This window comes from Micromonospora sp. NPDC047467 (assembly GCF_040643095.1).
GTDB lineage: Bacteria > Actinomycetota > Actinomycetes > Mycobacteriales > Micromonosporaceae > Micromonospora.
In genome coordinates, this window is sequence record NZ_JBEYTO010000007.1 from 161,945 (window position 1) to 179,803 (window position 17,859).

General features: G+C 70.9%; 18 protein-coding genes. 9 read left to right on the plus strand and 9 right to left on the minus strand.

Annotated elements, in window-relative coordinates; translation table 11 throughout:
* Positions 1-80 precede the first annotated feature (80 nt).
* The 8 genes from rfbB to ABZ780_RS20755 all read left to right on the plus strand — a co-directional run bounded on the left by rfbB (position 81) and on the right by ABZ780_RS20755 (position 7,496).
* Positions 81-1,082, plus strand: coding sequence for a dTDP-glucose 4,6-dehydratase (gene rfbB / locus ABZ780_RS20720; protein ID WP_357487075.1), 1,002 nt, complete (start codon positions 81-83; stop codon positions 1,080-1,082).
* A 259-nt stretch (positions 1,083-1,341) separates the two neighbouring features.
* The gene (locus ABZ780_RS20725; RefSeq protein WP_357001412.1) at positions 1,342-1,713 is read left to right on the plus strand and encodes a DUF2304 domain-containing protein; all 372 of its coding nucleotides are present in this window, start codon (positions 1,342-1,344) and stop codon (positions 1,711-1,713) included.
* The gene (locus tag ABZ780_RS20730; RefSeq protein ID WP_357001414.1) at positions 1,706-2,407 is read left to right on the plus strand and encodes a glycosyltransferase family 2 protein; all 702 of its coding nucleotides are present in this window, start codon (positions 1,706-1,708) and stop codon (positions 2,405-2,407) included. The genes ABZ780_RS20725 and ABZ780_RS20730 overlap by 8 nt, the downstream gene beginning before the upstream one ends.
* Complete coding sequence (locus ABZ780_RS20735; protein ID WP_357001417.1) at positions 2,404-3,711, plus strand: polysaccharide biosynthesis protein; 1,308 nt, start codon at positions 2,404-2,406, stop codon at positions 3,709-3,711. Before ABZ780_RS20730 ends, ABZ780_RS20735 begins: the two co-directional genes overlap by 4 nt.
* A gap of 340 nt (positions 3,712-4,051) precedes the next feature.
* Positions 4,052-4,321 carry a metal-sensitive transcriptional regulator gene (locus tag ABZ780_RS20740; RefSeq protein ID WP_053661334.1) on the plus strand — a complete coding sequence of 90 codons (270 nt, stop codon included), beginning with the start codon at positions 4,052-4,054 and terminating at the stop codon, positions 4,319-4,321.
* A 326-nt stretch (positions 4,322-4,647) separates the two neighbouring features.
* Positions 4,648-6,042, plus strand: a complete 1,395-nt coding sequence (locus ABZ780_RS20745; protein WP_357001419.1) for an MBL fold metallo-hydrolase — start codon at positions 4,648-4,650, stop codon at positions 6,040-6,042.
* 20 nt (positions 6,043-6,062) lie between these two features.
* Positions 6,063-6,650 carry a rhodanese-like domain-containing protein gene (locus ABZ780_RS20750; RefSeq protein ID WP_357001422.1) on the plus strand — a complete coding sequence of 196 codons (588 nt, stop codon included), beginning with the start codon at positions 6,063-6,065 and terminating at the stop codon, positions 6,648-6,650.
* Between the two features lie 69 nt (positions 6,651-6,719).
* Positions 6,720-7,496 carry a sulfite exporter TauE/SafE family protein gene (locus tag ABZ780_RS20755; RefSeq protein ID WP_357001425.1) on the plus strand — a complete coding sequence of 259 codons (777 nt, stop codon included), beginning with the start codon at positions 6,720-6,722 and terminating at the stop codon, positions 7,494-7,496.
* A gap of 53 nt (positions 7,497-7,549) precedes the next feature.
* Here the strand turns inward: ABZ780_RS20755 and prcA are convergent, their stop codons facing one another.
* The 7 genes from prcA to arc all read right to left on the minus strand — a co-directional run bounded on the left by prcA (position 7,550) and on the right by arc (position 15,743).
* Entirely contained in the window at positions 7,550-8,380 is an 831-nt protein-coding gene (gene prcA, locus ABZ780_RS20760) for a proteasome subunit alpha (protein ID WP_357001428.1), read from the minus strand.
* Between the two features lie 61 nt (positions 8,381-8,441).
* Positions 8,442-9,281, minus strand: a complete 840-nt coding sequence (gene prcB, locus ABZ780_RS20765; protein WP_357001431.1) for a proteasome subunit beta — start codon at positions 9,279-9,281, stop codon at positions 8,442-8,444.
* Positions 9,200-9,679 carry an endonuclease VII domain-containing protein gene (locus ABZ780_RS20770; RefSeq protein WP_357001433.1) on the minus strand — a complete coding sequence of 160 codons (480 nt, stop codon included), beginning with the start codon at positions 9,677-9,679 and terminating at the stop codon, positions 9,200-9,202. Before ABZ780_RS20770 ends, prcB begins: the two co-directional genes overlap by 82 nt.
* A 228-nt stretch (positions 9,680-9,907) precedes the next feature.
* Complete coding sequence (locus ABZ780_RS20775; protein WP_088948111.1) at positions 9,908-10,123, minus strand: ubiquitin-like protein Pup; 216 nt, start codon at positions 10,121-10,123, stop codon at positions 9,908-9,910.
* Between the two features lie 104 nt (positions 10,124-10,227).
* Entirely contained in the window at positions 10,228-11,745 is a 1,518-nt protein-coding gene (gene dop / locus ABZ780_RS20780; protein ID WP_357001435.1) for a depupylase/deamidase Dop, read from the minus strand.
* A gap of 108 nt (positions 11,746-11,853) precedes the next feature.
* Positions 11,854-13,818, minus strand: a complete 1,965-nt coding sequence (locus tag ABZ780_RS20785; protein ID WP_357001438.1) for a hypothetical protein — start codon at positions 13,816-13,818, stop codon at positions 11,854-11,856.
* A 140-nt stretch (positions 13,819-13,958) separates the two neighbouring features.
* The gene (arc, locus tag ABZ780_RS20790; protein ID WP_357001441.1) at positions 13,959-15,743 is read right to left on the minus strand and encodes a proteasome ATPase; all 1,785 of its coding nucleotides are present in this window, start codon (positions 15,741-15,743) and stop codon (positions 13,959-13,961) included.
* A gap of 179 nt (positions 15,744-15,922) precedes the next feature.
* Between arc and ABZ780_RS20795 the strand changes: the two genes are divergently transcribed.
* Positions 15,923-16,216 (plus strand): ferredoxin, encoded by a 294-nt coding sequence (locus ABZ780_RS20795; RefSeq protein ID WP_053661350.1) that lies wholly within the window; start codon positions 15,923-15,925, stop codon positions 16,214-16,216.
* Positions 16,217-16,266: 50 nt separating this feature from the next.
* On the opposite strand, the gene ABZ780_RS20800 is transcribed toward ABZ780_RS20795, so the two are convergent.
* Together ABZ780_RS20800 and ABZ780_RS20805 are read right to left on the minus strand one after the other, a co-directional pair.
* Positions 16,267-16,839 carry a hypothetical protein gene (locus tag ABZ780_RS20800; RefSeq protein ID WP_357001443.1) on the minus strand — a complete coding sequence of 191 codons (573 nt, stop codon included), beginning with the start codon at positions 16,837-16,839 and terminating at the stop codon, positions 16,267-16,269.
* 40 nt (positions 16,840-16,879) lie between these two features.
* Complete coding sequence (locus tag ABZ780_RS20805) at positions 16,880-17,833, minus strand: tRNA (adenine-N1)-methyltransferase (RefSeq protein ID WP_357002776.1); 954 nt, start codon at positions 17,831-17,833, stop codon at positions 16,880-16,882.
* Positions 17,834-17,859 lie beyond the last annotated feature (26 nt).

The window sequence follows — 17,859 nt, forward strand, 5'->3', positions numbered from 1 at the left end:
GCTTAGCCGCAATCGGCCGCCGGCATGTCGGTGGTCGCCGCCCCCGGCCGGCTCGCCGTTTCGCGTACACTCCTGGACCCGTGAGGATCCTCGTCACCGGCGGTGCCGGCTTCATCGGTTCGGAGTACGTCCGCATGCTGCTGGGCGTGCCTGGTGGCAGCGCCTCGGGCGTGCCCGCGGTCGATCCCGCCGCCGTGACAGTGCTCGACAAGCTGACCTACTCGGGCAACCTGGCGAACCTCGACCCGGTACGCGACGACCCTCGGCTGCGCTTCGTGCAGGGCGACATCTGCGACCCGGCCACGGTCGACGAGGTGGTCGCGGGGCACGACGTGATCGTGCACTTCGCCGCCGAATCGCACGTCGACCGCTCGATCGCCGGCGCCGCGCCGTTCGTCACCACCAACGTGCTGGGCACCCAGACGCTGCTGGACGCCGCCCTGCGGCACGGCACCGCCCGTTTCGTGCACGTCTCCACCGACGAGGTGTACGGCTCGATCGACGAGGGCTCGTGGACTGAGACGTGGCCGCTCGCCCCGAACTCCCCGTACTCGGCCTCGAAGGCCGGCTCGGACCTGCTCGCCCTGGCCTACCACCGCACCCACGGCATGGACGTGGTGGTCACCCGCTGCTCCAACAACTACGGGCCGTACCAGTTCCCGGAGAAGGTCATCCCGCTGTTCGTCACCAACCTGCTCGACGGCGGCACCGTTCCGCTCTACGGCGACGGTGGCAACATCCGCGACTGGCTGCACGTGCACGACCACTGCCGGGGCATCGCGCTGGTCCAGCAGAAGGGCCGCGCCGGCGAGGTCTACAACATCGGCGGCGGCACCGAGCTGACCAACAAGGAGCTCACCGGTCTGCTCCTGGACGCCTGCGGCGCCGGCTGGGACCGGGTCGTCCCGGTCGCGGACCGCAAGGGCCACGACCGGCGCTACTCGCTGGCCATCACCAAGATCAATGAAGAGCTGGGGTACGCCCCGAGCATCGATCTCGCCGACGGCCTGGCGCAGACCGTGCAGTGGTACCGCGACAACCGCGCCTGGTGGGAGCCGTTGAAGGCGGCACCGACCGCATGACCCGACCGCTCGTCCCCGGCGTCGGCCGTACCATCTGGTCCGGCCCGGGCCGTTCGGTGTTCGCGCTGCGTGGCGGGGATTCCGACCGGTTCCGGCCAATCAGCGACGACCTGTCCCCCCGTTCCGCCCTCCGACGGGCGTACAGTCTGCTAGGGCACGGCCGTTGGGCCGCCGCGAGTGTGTCACCCCTCGAGGGCTGGCGCACCACCCTGGTCGCCGCGTTCGCCTCCGCCGCTCCACCCTCCTCGTGGAAGGTCGCATGAAGCTCACCCTCGTCACCGGCTTGACCGGCCTGATATTGCTGGCCACGATCGTCGAGCTGCTGCGCCGCCGGCAGCTCCGCGAGAAGTACGGCATGCTCTGGCTCGGCGTCCTGGTGATCATCATCCCGCTGTCGCTCTTCCCCCGACTGCTGGACAACGTCGCCGAGTTGCTCGGCGTCGCCTCCGGCGTGAGCCTGGTGCTCTTCCTCGGCATCGTCTTCCTGCTGCTGGTCTGCGTGCACCTCAGCTGGGAGGTCAGCGCCCTGGAGGAAGAGACCCGCACCCTGGCCGAAGACTTCGCTCTGCTCCGCGCCGAGATCGACGCGGACCGGGCGGCCCGAGACGAACTGGTGTCGCACGATGGTTAACGGCAAGCGGGTCCTGATCATCATCCCGGCGCTCAACGAGTCCGGCTCGATCGCCGACGTGGTCGGCGAGGTCCGTGGCGAGTTGCCGGGCGTCGACGTGCTCGTCGTCGATGACGGCTCCACCGACCGCACCGCCGACGTCGCCGCCGCGGCCGGCGCCCGGGTCGCCAAGCTCCCCTACAACCTGGGTGTCGGCGGCGCCATGCGGCTGGGCTACCGGTACGCCCGGGACCACGACTACGACGTGGCCATCCAGATCGACGCGGACGGCCAGCACGATCCCCGGTACGTGCCGAAGCTCGTCGACCTGCTCGACGAGACGGATCTGGTGATCGGCGCCCGGTTCGCCGGTGAGGGTGACTACAGCGTCCGCGGCCCCCGCCGCTGGGCCATGGTCATGCTCTCCGGCGTGCTGTCCCGCGTCGCCCGCACCAAGCTCACCGACACCACCTCCGGGTTCCGGGCCGCCAACCGTCGGGTGATCGACATGTTCGCCACCTGGTACCCGGTGGAGTACCTGGGCGACACCGTCGAGACGCTCGTGCACACCGCCCGGCGCGGCTACACCATCCGCCAGGTGCCGGTGGCCATGCGCAAGCGGATGGCCGGCACCCCCAGCCACTCCCCGGCCAAGGCGATGATCTACCTCGGCCGCGCGTTCGCCGTTCTCACGTTGGCGCTCATCCGCAGGTGATCCGGCGGCTCCTGAGTCTGGTCCCACCGGGCACCGTCGCCGTCGGCGCGGGCCTGGCCCTGCTGGGGCTCGCCTCCTACGTTCACCTGGCTGTCGCCGGGCACAGCCTCACCGTGGCGGACTACTCGTCGCTGTCGGTGCTCTGGACGATCGTCTTCACCCTCGGCATCGGCCTGTTCATGCCCGTCGAGCAGGAGGTCGCCCGGCTCGTGGCCGGGCGGCACAGCCAGGGCCTGCCGCCCGGGCCGGTTCTGGCCCGGGGTGCCGCCCTGGCCCTCGGCCTGCTCGTCGTCGTCGTCGCGCTGATCATCGCGGCCCGTGCGCCGCTCACCGACCGGCTCTTCGCCGGCGACAGCCGCATGGTCACCGTGCTGATCGGGTCGCTCGCCGCGCTCGCCGTCGCGCACACCACCCGGGGCGTGCTCTCCGGCCTGCAACTGTTCCCCTGGTACGGCACCCAACTCGGCGTCGACGGCGGTCTGCGCATCGTTCTCGTCGCCGTGCTCGGCCTGACCGGGGTCACCTCCCCCATCTGGTACGGCGCGGTGCTGATCGTCGCGCCACTGATCGGGGTGGCGCTCACCGCCCCGCCGGTGCTGCGGGCCCTCGGCGGTGGCGTCCCGGTGGCCTGGGCGCCGTTGCTGCGCGGCCTCGGCCTGCTCATCGTGTCCAGCCTGCTCTCCCAGGTCGTGGTCAACATCGGCGTGATCAACGTCCGGGTGCTGGACCCGTCCGACGTGGCCACCGCCGGCGCGCTGCTCTCCGCGCTGGTGCTGGTCCGGATCCCGCTGTTCGTCTTCGCCTCGTTGCAGGCCTCCCTGCTACCCGGCCTCGCCACCAGCGCCACCACCGGCGACCTCACCGGTTTCCACAGCCTTCTACGCCGGGCACTGGGGGTGGTCACCGCGCTCGGCCTCACCGGCGCCGTGGTCGCCGTGCTGCTCGGCCCGTGGCTGGTGCAGACCCTCTTCGACGCGCCGGACGTCCTCGGCCACGGCGACTTCGCCTGGCTCGCCGCGGCCACCCTCGCCTACCTGTGGGCGATGGTGCTCGGCCAGGGGTTGCTCGCCCTCGACCGGCACCGGGCGCAGGCAGCAGCGTGGGCCGTCGGCGTGGCGGCGCTGGTCGTCGCCACGCTCGCCCCGGTCTCCACCGCGCTGCGGGTCGAGCTCGGCTACACCATCGGCTCCGTCGTGGTCGCCGCCACCATGATCGTCCTGCTGCGCGCCCGCACCGCCGGCCCGGCCCCCACTCCGGCCCCTCCCCTGGAGGCTGTCACGCCGGGAGTGCCCGGAGGGGCATGACCCCGGTGCCATCCCGGCCTCAGACCGGGTGATCGACTCGCTTTCCTGGAAATCGGGGTGTCCCAGCGCGTCGGATGGCCCGATTTCCAGGAAAGCGAGTCGATCGTGGCCGGGCTGCGCCGAGTGTCGGCGCAGCGTGGGCGTTTTGTCTGGCTTTGGCGCGGGCTGAGCCTGCGCTTGAGGCCGCCGGAAGGTGGATCTGGGTGCGCCCGGGGACGGGGACCGGTGACGCAGCACCGCAGCGGCGGAAACAGATACCCCCTGGGGTATGTTGGATGGAGACAGTAGCGGGGCTTGTACATACCCCCCGGGGTATCATGGCGACGGAGGTGGGTGCGGCATGGAGATGGGTCCGATCATGCTGAAGGACGCGCTGACCCGACTGAAGCGGGCACAGGGGCAACTCGGCGCCGTGATCGCGATGATCGAGAACGGTGACGACTGCAAGCGGGTCCTCACCCAACTGGCGGCCGTGTCCAGCGCTGTCGACCGAGCGGGTTTCAAGATCATCGCCACCGGCATGCGAGAGTGCCAGGCTGCCCGCGGGCGCGGCGAGGAGCCGCCGATGAGCGAGGAAGAACTCGAGAAGCTGTTCCTGGCCCTCTCCTGACCTACGGAGACGGGGGGACGACCGGTGCATTCCAGGTCCCCCGGGGTATCCGCTGGCGAATGCCGCCCGCGCGACAGGGGTTGAAGGAGCCGCACCGGCACGGCGCGATGGGGGCACAACGCCCAACCGGCTCGCCGCTGGATCAAACGTGCCGGTCGACGCAGCCGCCGCCCCCGTGGGGACGCCCGCCCTGGCGACGGTGTGCCACTGCGGTGGGCTGGTCGCCGTACACCCGCTGGCTGACGACGGACACCAGCGCTGGCTGACCGATCGCCCCGAGACCGGCCGCTTACCTAATTACCGCAACCGAACGAGGAGGCAGCGCAGTGACTGACCTGAGCGTGGAGGTCGTGACGACCTCGTCCCTGGGCGACCGCAGCTACCTCGCCCACGACGGCCAGGTGGCGATCGTGGTCGATCCGCAGCGGGACATCGACCGCATCCTGACCCTGGCCGGCAGTCTCGGCGTACGCGTCACCCACGTCGCCGAGACGCACCTGCACAACGACTACGTCTCCGGAGGGCTCGCCCTCGCCCGGTTGACCGGCGCGACCTACCTGGTCGCGGCCGATGACCAGGTCGACTTCGAGCGGCGGCCCGTCACCGACGGCGACACGATCCAGGTCTCGGCGCGGATGAACCTGCGTGTCGTGGCCACCCCCGGGCACACCTTCCACCATCTGTCCTACGTCCTCGACGACGACAACGGGCCTGTCGGTGTGTTCACCGGCGGATCCCTGCTGTTCGGCACCACCGGGCGCACCGACCTGCTCGGCGAGCAGCACGCCCACACCCTCGCCGAACACCAGCACGCCTCCGCGCGCCGGCTGGCCGATCTGCTGCCCGACGGCGCCCACGTGTGGCCCACCCACGGCTTCGGCAGCTTCTGCTCCGCCACCCAGGCCGACGCCCCCGAGTCGACCATCGGCCGGGAACGCACCGCCAACCCGGCGCTGCGCCTGGAGACCGACGACTTCGTCCAGCAGACCCTCGCCGGGCTCGACGCGTACCCGGCCTACTACGCGCACATGGGTGCCCGCAACACCGCCGGCGCCGACCTGATCGACCTCACCCCGGTCGCCGTCGCCGACCCGGCCGCGCTGGCCCAGCGGATCGCCGACGGGGAGTGGGTGGTCGACCTGCGCTCGCGCAAGGCGTTCGCGCAGCGGCACCTCACCGGCACCCTGAGCTTCGGCCTCGACGGCCCGATGTCGACCTGGCTGGGCTGGATGGCCCCGTGGGGTGCGCCGATCACGCTGCTCGGCGACAGCGAACAGCAGGTCGCCGACGCGCAGCGGGAACTGGCCCGCATCGGCATCGACCGGCCCGCCGCCGCGGCCACAGGCAGCCCCGAGCAGTGGGCCGCGGGCGACGACACCCGGCTGACCGTTCTCACCACGGCGACCTTCGCCGATCTCGCCGCCGCCCGCGCCGAGACCCCGCCACACGGCCTGCCCGCCGTCGACGTGCTGCTCGACGTACGGATGACAAACGAATGGCGCACCGGGCACATCGACGGCGCGGTCCACATCCCGCTGCCCGACCTGCCGCACCGCCTCACCGACGTGCCAACCGGCACGGTGTGGGTGCACTGCGGCTCCGGCTACCGCGCCGCGGCCGCCACCAGCCTGCTACAACGCGCCGGCCGCCAGGTCGTGCACATCGATGACGCCTACACCGCCGCCGCCGACGCCGGCCTGCCCACCGTCCCCGGAAACTGAATCAGGAGCACCCGCACCACATGACCACGCCCACCCGCACCCCAGCCAGCCTCGACGTCCCCGCCCTGCAACACCTGATCGCCACCGGCAACGCGCCCCGACTGATCGACGTGCGCACCCCGGCCGAGTTCGAGAGCGCGCACATCCCCGGCTCCTACAACGTGCCCCTGGACCTGCTGCGCGAACACCGCGACGAACTCCGCGCCCACCTCGACGAGCAGGTCGTGCTCGTCTGCCGCTCCGGGCAGCGCGCCGCCCAGGCCGAACAGGCCCTCACCAGCGCGGGCCTGCCGCACCTGCGGGTGCTCACCGGCGGCATCACCGCCTGGCAGGCCGCTCGCGCTCCGGTCACCACCGGCACCCCTCGTTGGGACCTGGAGCGGCAGGTACGCCTCGTCGCCGGCAGCATCGTCCTGGCCGCCGTACTCGTCAGCACCCTGGTCGAGCCGGCCAAGTGGATCGCCGCGTTCGTCGGCGCCGGCCTCACCGTCGCCGCGCTCACCAACACCTGCGCCATGGGCATGCTGCTGGCGAAACTGCCGTACAACCGGGGCCCCCGCACCAACCTCGACCAGGTCGCCAGCACCCTCGCCGCGGACCAGCGGTAACTCGATGCGCTGCCGGTATGGCACACGCTTCCGGCCGGCCGGTACCGTCCGGCCGGAAGCAGGCGCCGCATGATCGCCGCGATCGGGTTCGGCGTCCTCATCGGCCTGCTGCTCGGCCTGCTCGGCGGCGGTGGCTCGATCCTGGCCGTCCCCGCCCTCGTCTACGGCGCCGGCCTCACCCTTGCCGCCGCCGTACCCACCTCACTGCTCGTGGTCGGCATCTCGTCCGCGACCGCCCTGCTCCCCCGGCTGCGCGCTGGCCTGGTGCGGTGGCGGCTGGCCGCCATCATCGGCGGCACCGGCGCCGCCGCCACCTTCGCTGGCGCCGCCGTCAACCGGCTCCTGGACCCCGGCGTCGTCCTCGCCGGCTTCGCCGTCCTCATGGTCATCGCCGGCGTACGGATGCTGCGCGACACCGTCGACTCCGGCGGCGACTGCGCGCTGCCCAACGGCGGCGTCAACTGGCGCGGCTGCCTCCCCAAAGCGGTCGGGGCCGGGCTCACCGTCGGCTTCCTGACCGGCCTGTTCGGTGTCGGCGGCGGCTTCCTCATCATCCCCGCCCTCGTCCTCATGCTGGGGCTGAGCATGCCGGCCGCCGTCGCCACCTCACTGGCCATCATCGTCGTCAACTCCGCCGCCGGGTTCGCCGCCCACGCCGGCGATGCCACCATCGACTACGGCATCACCACGGCCTTCACCGCCGCCGCCATCACCGGCTCACTGGCCGCTGGCCGGATCGCCACCCGGCTGCCCACCCACCGGCTGCAACGCGCCTTCGCCTGGCTCGTCTTCGCCGTCGCGGCGTTCGTCGCCACCCAGGCGATCGTCAACCCCGCTGCGGCCTGATCCACGGTTCGCCGGAGGTTCGGCGGCGGCGGTGTGTGCCGCACCGCCGGCCGCTACTTGCCGTCGGCCGGCTTGTCCTCCAGGTCAGCGGAGCCCGCCGACGTCGTCGGCTTGTGCGACTCCGTCGCCGGCACCGTCGGCGTGTCCGGGCCGCCCGCCTCGCCGGGCTGCTCGGCGGCGGCGACATCGCCATCCAGCAGCGCCGTCAGGGCCGCGCCGGTGATCCGCCGGAACGTACGGCCCACCCGCTGGCGGTCCAGCACCGCCACCTCGAGCTGGTTGGCGGCGATCGTCCGGGCCGCGCCACCCTCTCCGCCGACGGCGCTCAACGCCTGCACCGCCACGCGGGCCGCCTCGGCGAGGGACATGTCGGGGCGGTGCTGCGACTTCAGCACACCGGTGATGGCCTCGGCCTGGCCACCCATGGCCATCCGCCCCGGCTCGTCGTTGACCGAGCCGTCGTAGGTGAGCCGGTACAGCTCGTCCTCCTCGGCGGTGGCCCCGACCTCCGCCACGCAGATCTCCACCTCGAACGGCTTCGACTGCTCGGTGAAGATCGCACCGAGGGTCTGCGCGAAGGCGTTCGCCAGCGCGCGGCCGGTGACGTCACGCCGGTCGTAGCTGAGCCCGTTGAGGTCGGCCATCCGCACACCGGCCCGGCGCAGATTCTCGAACTCGTTGTAGCGGCCGACCGCGGCGAAGCCGATCCGGTCGTAGATCTCGCTGACCTTGTGCAGGGCACTGGAGAGGTTCTCCGCGACGAAGAGCACGCCGCCGGAGTAGCTGAGGACCACCGCGCTGCGGCCCCGAGCGATGCCCTTGCGGGCCAACTCGGAACGGTCGCGCATGATCTGTTCGGGCGAGGCGTAGAACTGCATGGCCACGGCGGCGGTTCTCCTTACGGCGCTGTGCTGACGACTGCTGACGGGTGGGGGTGGACGGGGCTCAACCGCCCGGGTTCTCCATCCGGCCACTGACCACACCTTCGGCGATCGCCGCCGTCTCGGGGTCGGTCAGCCGGCGGGTGCCCTCGGCGGTGGCGGTCATCACCACCGGATAGATCCGGCGGGTCAGGTCAGGTCCGCCGGTCGCGGTGTCGTCGTCGGCCGCGTCGTAGAGCGCCTCGACCGCGAGCCGGGTCGCGTCCTCGACGGACAGGCCAGCCCGGAAACGCTTCTTCAGGGCCGACTTCGCGAAGAGCGAACCGGAGCCGATCGCGTCGTAGCCGGTCTCCTCGTACGGGCCGCCGGTGACGTCGAAGCTGAAGATCCGCCCGGCCTTCGCCGGGTCGGCGGCGGCCAGGTCGAAGCCGGCGAACAGCGGCACCACCGCGAGGCCCTGCATGGCCGCGCCCAGGTTGCCCCGGATCATCGAGGCCAGCCGGTTGGCCTTGCCGTCGAGCGAGAGCATCGCGCCCTCGATCTTCTCGTAGTGCTCCAGCTCCACCTGGAACAGTCGCATCAGCTCGATGCCGATGCCCGCGGTGCCCGCGATGCCGACCAGCGAGTACGCGTCGGCGGGGTGCACCTTCTCGATGTCGCGCTGGGCGATCAGGTTGCCCATGGTGGCCCGACGGTCGCCGGCCATCACCACACCATCGGCGGCCGCGATGGCCACGATGGTTGTCGCGTGCGGCGCCAGGTCGGCGGCCATGCCCGGCGGCAGCGGTCGCCGACCGGGCAGCATCTCGGGGGCCACCCGGCTCAGAAACGTGGTGAAGGAGGACGTCCCCGCGTTGGTGAACACATCTGGTAGACGCCCGGATGGATCAAAGCCCGCTGCCACGTGGTTCCTCTCAGGTACGTGATCGCCCTGGCCAGCCTCATGGGACTGTCACGGAACTGGCCAAGACCACCGTTGCAGTTGAAGCAGAGTATCCCGCGCACCCATCCGGTGCGATGATCGTGGTCCAGATGTTCCGGATCGGGGTGCTGACAGATGGCGCAGACGCCGCCCTGCTCGGCCAGGAGCTCCTGAAACTCCTTCTCCCCCACGCCGTACCGCCGCCGCAGGTGGTACTCGCGATTGCCGCCGTACAGCCGCTCTTTGGTTTCCCTGGTCTTGGTGTTGTGGCAAGGCTTGCAGTAGGTGGCATAACCGGAGGCATCCGCCCGGTTGTGCGGGAAGGAATCGAACGGCTTGACCGCGTTGCAGGCCGGACAGAACTTGTGCCCCTCCGGCACGACACGACCTTCGCGCACTTCACGGTCGAACTTCGCCCTTACCCGACGCGCGTAGCTTGCCTTGGACCGCTCGTTGAAGCAGGGCTTGCAGTAGCTACCCCGCCCACCCGGTCTCTTGGAACTCGCACAGAACTCATCGAGCGCCTTCCACTCACTGCAATCTCGGCAGCGACGAAGCCCGTCTCGATCATCGCTCGCTTGACCCATGTCCGAATTGACCCTATATGCTCACTCACCTCCCTTTTGTACGTAACCTCGCACGAACTCCTCGGCGTTCTCTTCGAGGACAGAGTCGATCTCGTCCAGGAGGTCGTCGACATCCTCGGTGATCTCGGCGTGCCGCTCGGCCACCTCGGGGTTGGCCTCGGTGGTGACGTCCTCGATCTCCTCGCCCTGGCGGGACTTGCCGGACTGCGACTGGCCGCCGCTGTCATGAGTGGCCATTGCTGCCTCCTCCACGATCGTCTGCGATGAACTTACCTCGCTGGGGGGACGAAAAGCCCGCCGCGCGCCGGGTTACGGCACACGACGGGCATCCGGACGCGGGTTCAGCCCCCGGTCAGCGTCTCCAGCAGGTCCTTGGCGCTGGCGCACCTGTCGAACAGCGCCCCGACGTGCGCGCGGGTGCCCCGCTCCGGCTCCATCATCGGCACCCGGACCAGCGACTCCCGGCCCACGTCGAAGATCACTGAATCCCAGCTGGCGGCGACCACCTCGGAGGCGTACTGGGCGAGGCAGCGGCCACGGAAGTAGGCCCGGGTGTCCTCCGGAGGCTCGGTCATCGCGCTGCGGGTCTCGTCGTCGGTGAGCAGCGTCTTCATCGCCCCCCGCGAGACCAGCCGGTGGTAGAGGCCCTTCTCCGGCCGTACGTCGGAGTACTGCAGGTCGACGAGCTGGAGCTTGTGCGAGCCCCAGCCGAGCTTCTCCCGCTCGCGGTAACCCTCCAGCAGCCGCAGCTTGGCCACCCAGTCCAGCTCGTCGGCGCAGAGCATCGGGTCCCGGCCGAGCCGGTCCAGGACGCCCTCCCAGCGGTCGAGCACGTCGGCGGTCTGCTCGTCGACGTCGGTGCCGTAGCGGTCGTCGACAAAGGACCGCACCCGCTCCAGGTACGCCCACTGCAGGTCGAGGGCGGTGAGCCGGCGCCCGTCGCGCAGTCGCATCCGGTGCGTCAGGGAGGGATCGTGGCTGACCGCGCGCAGCTCGCTGACCGGGTCGGCGATGCCGAGGTCGGCGGGGAGCGCCTTCTCCTCGATCATGGTGAGGATCAGCGCGGTGGTGCCGACCTTGAGGTACGTGGAGATCTCGGAGAGGTTGGCGTCGCCGATGATGACGTGCAGCCGACGGTACTTGTCGGCGTCGGCGTGCGGCTCGTCGCGGGTGTTGATGATCGGCCGCTTGAGCGTGGTCTCCAGACCCACCTCGACCTCGAAGAAGTCGGCGCGCTGGGAGATCTGGAAGCCGCTCTGCCCGCCGTCCTGCCCGATGCCGACGCGGCCGGCGCCGCAGACGATCTGCCGGGTGACGAAGAACGGCGTCAGGTACGCCACGATGTCGGCGAACGGCGTCTGCCGGCGCATCAGGTAGTTCTCGTGGGCGCCGTAGCTGGCGCCCTTGTTGTCGGTGTTGTTCTTATAGAGGTGGATCGGCTGGGTACCGGGGATGGTGGCGGCCCGGCGGGACGCCTCGGCCATCACTCGCTCGCCGGCCTTGTCCCAGCGCACGATGTCCCGGGGGGTGGTGACCTCGGGGGTGGAGTATTCGGGGTGGGCGTGGTCCACGTAGAGCCGGGCGCCGTTGGTGAGTATCACGTTGGCCAGGCCGAGGTCCTCGTCCGCGAGGGCCTCGGCGGGGTCGTAGGCGGCCCCGGAGTAGGTGAAGCCGCGGGCGTCGCGCAGCGGCGACTCCTCCTCGTAGTCCCAGCGGGCGCGCCCGCCCCGGTTGAGCTCGGGCCGGGCCCCGTAGGCGTTGACCACCTGGGACGAGGTGACCATCGGGTTGGCTCCGGCCTGGCCGGGCACGGAGATGCCGTACTCGACCTCGGTGCCCATGATCCGTCTTACGCTCATCGACCTACCCGCTTCGCTCGCCCGACCAGTCCCCCGTCACGTCGAGCGTAGTCCGACAGTTCGGGGACGGGGGCGCGCCGGTGCAGCGGGTTTCCCGGTGTCGCCGCGTCAGTGCTTGATGATCATGGGTACGGTGCTGACCCGGGCGCGGAGTTCGGGGTGTGTGGTCAGCAGTTGGTCGACGCGTCGCTGCGCGGCCGGATCGCTGATCAGCAGCCGGATCGGGCCCCTCGTCCCGCGCAGGATCTCGCTTGTGCGCTCGGGTTCCTCGAACATCGGCAGGTAGACAGCCGGTTCGGTCTGCGCGGTCGTGTCCTGCAGGGCGGAGAGGCAGATCGTCTCGGCGTAGCCGCGGTAGCCGGTGCGATCCAGGATCACGGTCACGGTGCCCGGTTCGGCCGGGTGGCGGCGGTACGCGGCGGCGCAGACCTTGCCCACTCTCGACGGTTTGTCGACGCCGTACCCGACCCAGAGTTGGGTCCAGCTCTGCTTGTCGACCACGAGCAGGCTGGCGCTCCAGCCGGTGAGCCCGCAGAGGGTCACGACGGTGAGCACGGCCAGGGCTGCGGCGAGCGCCGGAATCGCGGCGGCCCGGACCGGTGCCGACCGGACGGCACCGGACGGGACGGGCAGCAGTCGGACCAGGGCGGCGCTGCCGACGATCAGCAGCACGGTGGCGAGGTGGACGCCCTTCATGAAGTAGTACGCGGGCTCGACGCCGGTGAGGACGTTGACCAGGGCGATGGAGAGCGCGAACCCGACGGCCACCAGCACGGCGGCGAGGTGCCGGCGCCAGGCCCGGTCGGCGCGGCGGGCCTGGATCGCCAGGGCGATCAGCACGATCGGGGTGAGGCCGAGCAGAGCCCGCCACGCCTCGGCGAGCTCCCGGCCGGCCTTCGCGTCGAGCGCCTCGGTCTGACCCGCGCCGAGCACTCCGACCAGCAGGGGCAGGGGCGCGAGCAGGGCGGTCACCAGGCCAACGGTGAGCAGCGTCCGGCGGACCCGGGGCAACTCCCGGCGGTGCCCGATCAACCAGCCGAGCACCAGCAGCCCGGCCGGCGGAAGGTACAGGTAGTAGGTGAAGCCGATCCCGGTGAGCAGGGCGCCGAGCAGGACGAGTTGTTCACGGTTGCCGGCCAGCGGGCGTACGACCAGGGCGGCCAGCGCCACCGCGAGGGCGAGCCCGAGCACCTCACTGGGGTAGCCGGCGATCAGCAGCCGGGGCATCTGGCTGCCGAGGAACAGCGCGGCGACCACAACCGTCAGAACGACCCGGTGCAGGGGGTGCGACGGGCCGGGCAGCCGTTGGGCGGCCCAGAGCAGGGTGAACACGAGCAGGCCGACGGTGGCCAGGCACCACCACCCGTAGTGGGTGAGGCTGCTGACCCCGCTGGGCGTGCCGGCGGCCGAGCGCAGGTTCGCGTCGAGCAGCGCGGTGGTCAGGTGCCAGCCCTGCGGGTAGCGGGTGAGCAGGGAGACGATGTCCTCGCGGGCGGCGGCCGGGTCGAGGAAGACGTACCCGCCGAGCCGGCCGACGGCGTCGACGAGGGCCGCGTGGCGGAAGTTGTCCTCGCCGAGGCCGAGCAGGCTGAGGTGCCCGGCGAGGGTGCGGGCACGCAGCCAGGGCAGGGCGAGGTAGCCGACGACGGCGATGGAACCGACGATCGGCAGCAGGTCGGTCCAGCCGGGGCGGGGCAGGGTGGGGCGTCGGCCGGTGGCCGCCGCGGTGAGGGTGAGGACGGTGAGCGCCGTGCCGCCGACCGCGACCGGGTGCAGCCCCCAGGGCCAGACCGTGAAGAGCAGGCCGGCGGCGGTGCTGGCGCCGACGAGCAGCAGCACGGCGAGCATCAGCCGGTCGAGCAGGGTGCGGCCGCCGCGCAGCAGACTGGCCGTGGCCAGCAGCACCAGCGGGGGCAGCAGCCAGGCCAGGTGCAGGGGGTACGTCGCCGCAGGCACCAACCAGGCCGCCGCCAGTGCGACGAGGAGCCGGCGGTACGGGCGGGCGGGCGACGGGTTGCCCGGGTCGACCGCCGGACGTGCGGACGGGTCGGTGACGGTGAGCTCGGACGGCACGCGGATCCTCGACGATTCGGAGAGTGGGAACACCACAGCGTATCGGTCATATGGGTACGCGTGGGGGCCGGCGCGTCGAGGGGCGACCGGTGAGGCCCGGGACGCGTCGCGTCCCGGGCCTCGGTGGTGTTACCGCTGGCTCAGAGGTACTGGCCGGTGTTGCTGGCGGTCTCGATCGACCGGCCGGCCTCGGCGCCCTTGCCGCCGGAGACGAGCGTGCGGATGTAGACGATCCGCTCGCCCTTCTTGCCGGAGATGCGGGCCCAGTCGTCGGGGTTGGTGGTGTTGGGCAGGTCCTCGTTCTCGCGGAACTCGTCGACGCAGGCGTCGAGCAGGTGCTGCAGGCGCAGCCCCTTGCGACCGGAGGTGAGGAACTCCTTGATGGCCATCTTCTTGCTCCGGTCGACGATGTTCTGGATCATCGCGCCGGAGTTGAAGTCCTTGAAGTAGAGGACTTCCTTGTCACCGTTGGCGTAGGTGACCTCGAGGAAGCGGTTCTCCTCGGTTTCGGAGTACATCCGCAGCACCACGGCGTCGATCATCGCCGCGACGGTGGCCTGGGGGTCGGCTCCGTGCTCGGCGAGGTCGTCCGGGTGCAGCGGCAGCCCGGAGAGGATGTACTTGGAGAAGATGTCCTTCGCCGCCTCGGCGTCCGGCCGCTCGATCTTGATCTTCACGTCGAGCCGACCGGGGCGCAGGATCGCCGGGTCGATCATGTCTTCCCGGTTGGAGGCGCCGATGACGATGACGTTCTCCAGCCCCTCCACGCCGTCGATCTCGCTGAGCAACTGAGGGACGATGGTGTTCTCCACGTCGGAGGAGACACCGGAGCCACGGGTCCGGAAGATCGAGTCCATCTCGTCGAAGAACACGATCACCGGGGTGCCCTCGCCGGCCTTCTCCCGAGCCCGCTGGAAGATCAGCCGGATGTGCCGCTCGGTCTCGCCGACGTACTTGTTGAGCAGCTCCGGGCCCTTGATGTTGAGGAAGAAGCTGGTGTGCTTCTCCTTGCCCTGCCGCTCGGCGATCTTCTTGGCCAACGAGTTGGCCACCGCCTTGGCGATCAGCGTCTTGCCGCAGCCGGGCGGGCCGTAGAGCAGGATGCCCTTGGGCGGACGGAGCTGGTGCTCGCGGAACAGGTCCGCATGCAGGAAGGGCAGCTCCACCGCGTCGCGGATCTGCTCGATCTGCGACTGGAGGCCACCGATGTCGCCGTAGTCGACGTCGGGCACCTCCTCCAGGACCAGCTCCTCGACCTCGCTCTTCGGGATCCGCTCGTACGCGTACGCCGAGCGGGGCTCGATCATGAGCGAGTCGCCGGCCCGGATCGCCGAGCCGATGAGCGTCTCGGCGAGGTGCACGATGCGCTCCTCGTCCGAGTGGGAGACCACCAGCGCCCGGTCACCCGGCCCGCCGTTCGGTCCCTCCAGGATCTCCTTGAGCATCACCACCTCGCCGACCCGCTCGTACCCGAACGCGTCGACGATGTTGAGCGCGTCGTTGAGCAGGACCTCCTGGCCACGACGCAGCTCGGCCACGTCCAACGAGGGCGAGACGGCGACCCGCAGCTTGCGGCCGCCGGTGAAGACGTCCACCGTCCCGTCGTCGTGCTTGGCCAGGAAGACGCCGTAGCCACTCGGCGGTTGCGCGAGGCGGTCGATCTCCTCCTTGAGCGTAACGATCTGCGTGCGAGCCTCCTTGAGGGTGCTCACCAGCCGGTCGTTGTTCTCGGTCAGCCGCGCCAACTGTGCCTGGGTGGCCGCCAGCCGCTCTTCGAGCTGCCGGACGTGTCGGGGGCTTTCGGTCAACTTACGCCGCACCAGAGCGAGTTCCTCCTGAAGGAACGCGACCTGCGTGGAGAGATCGTGGGCTTCCTTCTCCCACCGTGCGGCGCGCGAGTCCGCGTCGTCGCTGCGTGCTGCCACGTCCCACCTCCCCGGGGGGCTTGAACGTTCTGAGCTAACACTAGCCGCTATGAGCCCGATTCGGTCCCACGCAACACCCTCGTCACTGAACCTTGATCGCCAAGGGGTGGTCTGCGGGGTCGGTACCGGCGTTCGGGTACCGTCGGGTGGTGGCACGGGAGAACATGGGGGGTGCACCAATGGCCGAGGTCGCGACCGATCAGTTGCAGGTCTGGGTGGACCAGGATCTCTGCACGGGCGACGGGCTCTGTGTGCAGTACGCGCCGGAGGTCTTCGAGTTCGACATCGACGGTCTGGCCTACGTCAAGGGCGCCGACGGTGAGCTTCGGATGGCGCCGGGCAGCCGGGTCGACGTGCCCGAGCACCTGCGACTCGAAGTGATCGACTCCGCGAAGGAGTGCCCGGGCGACTGCATCCACGTGGTCCGCGGCGACGGCGTCGAGGTCGCCGGCCCGGACGCCGAGGACGACTGAGCCAGGCCGGCCGGGCCGCGTGGCCCGGCCGGACCCGAAAGGGGTACGCCTCAGAGCATGGGGCGGCCGACCACCGAGGCGACCAGCCGGGCGAACTCTTCCAACCGGGCGATCTGCCCGGCCCCGCCGTCGTCGAGGGTCTTGCCGAAGCGCAGCGCGTCGTGTCGCGGCGTGCCGGTCATGTCCTCGCTCGGCGGCGCCTCGTCCAGCGAGGTGAGCAGCAGGTACACATCGATGCTGTCGACCCGGATCTCGCCGCTGTCGAGGCGGTTGAGCCGCCGCCGACAGCCGACCTCGGTCACGGTGGAGACCGGCACGACCCGCAGCGACGAGGTCATCGACCCCGGTGGCCCCTCCCCCGGCGGCACGTCCTCGCCGTGCCAGAGGATCAGCCGGCTGCCGTCGCAGACGACGACCTCCTGCCACACGCCGTTGACCTCGTTGACGAAGCGTTCCAGGGTGAAGCCGAGCACCGAGGCGCCCCGCAGCACCCCGCCCAGCGCCTCCAGGGCGACGTCCGGGTCGCGCAGGTAGGCCCGCGCCGCCGACTCCAGGTCCTGGTAGGGAGACCAGTCCGGAAACACCGCGGGGAGGTCACCGCCGCCGTAGCCCGGTCGGCTCATGCCGCCGCCTCCCCCCGGTCACCGGCGCCCTGCTCGATGGTCACGGCCTGTCCATCTCCCCCGGCGCGTCGGGCTGCACACCTGCCGCCTGGGCGGCGGCAGCCTGTCGGGCCGCCTCCGCCTCGCGCAGGTCCTGGCGGCGCTGCGCGTACGCCTCGGTGCCCTTGCTGGGCTTGCGCCGACGCGGCGGCGCGGTGACACCCGGGGCGAGCTTGCGCGCGGAGACCAGGAACGCGGTGTGCGCGATCATCCGGTGGTCCGGACGGACGGCGAGGCCCTCGGCGTGCCAGTCGCGCACCAGCGACTCCCAGGCGCGCGGCTCGGTCCAGCCGCCGCGCTCACGCAGCGCCTCGACCAGCTCGGAGAGCTGGGGCGTGGTGGCCACATAGCCGATGAACACGCCGCCGGGCACCAACGCCCGCTCGACCATGTCGAGGGTCTCCCAGGGGGTGAGCATGTCCAGGATGATCCGGTCGAAGCCGGTCTCCTGGCACTGTGCGACGTCGCCGACGTGCAGCTGCCACGCCGGGTGCGGCCCGTTGAAGAAGGCCTCGACGTTGCGCTTGGCGATCTGGGCGAAGTCGTCGCGCAGCTCGAACGAGTGCAGCTCGCCCTCGCTGCCGACGGCCCGCAGCAGGGAGCAGCTGAGCGCGCCCGAGCCGGCGCCGGCTTCCAGGACCTTCGCGCCGGGAAAGATGTCGCCCATCGCGACGATCTGCGCCGAGTCCTTCGGGTAGATCACCTGAGCGCCGCGCGGCATGGACAGCACGTAGTCCGAGAGCAACGGTCGCAGCGCGAGGAAGGCCGTGCCGCCGCCGGTGGTGGTCACCACACTGCCGTCGGGCAGCCCGATCAGCGCGTCGTGCGCCAGGATGCCGCGATGGGTGTGGAACTCCTTGCCGGGCTCCAGCGTCACGGTGTGCATCCGCCCCTTCGGGTCGGTCAACTGCACCCGGTCGCCGGGCCGGAACGGGCCACGGTGCACGGGTGTCAGCGCCGGGGTGGCGGCGTCGGCTCCGA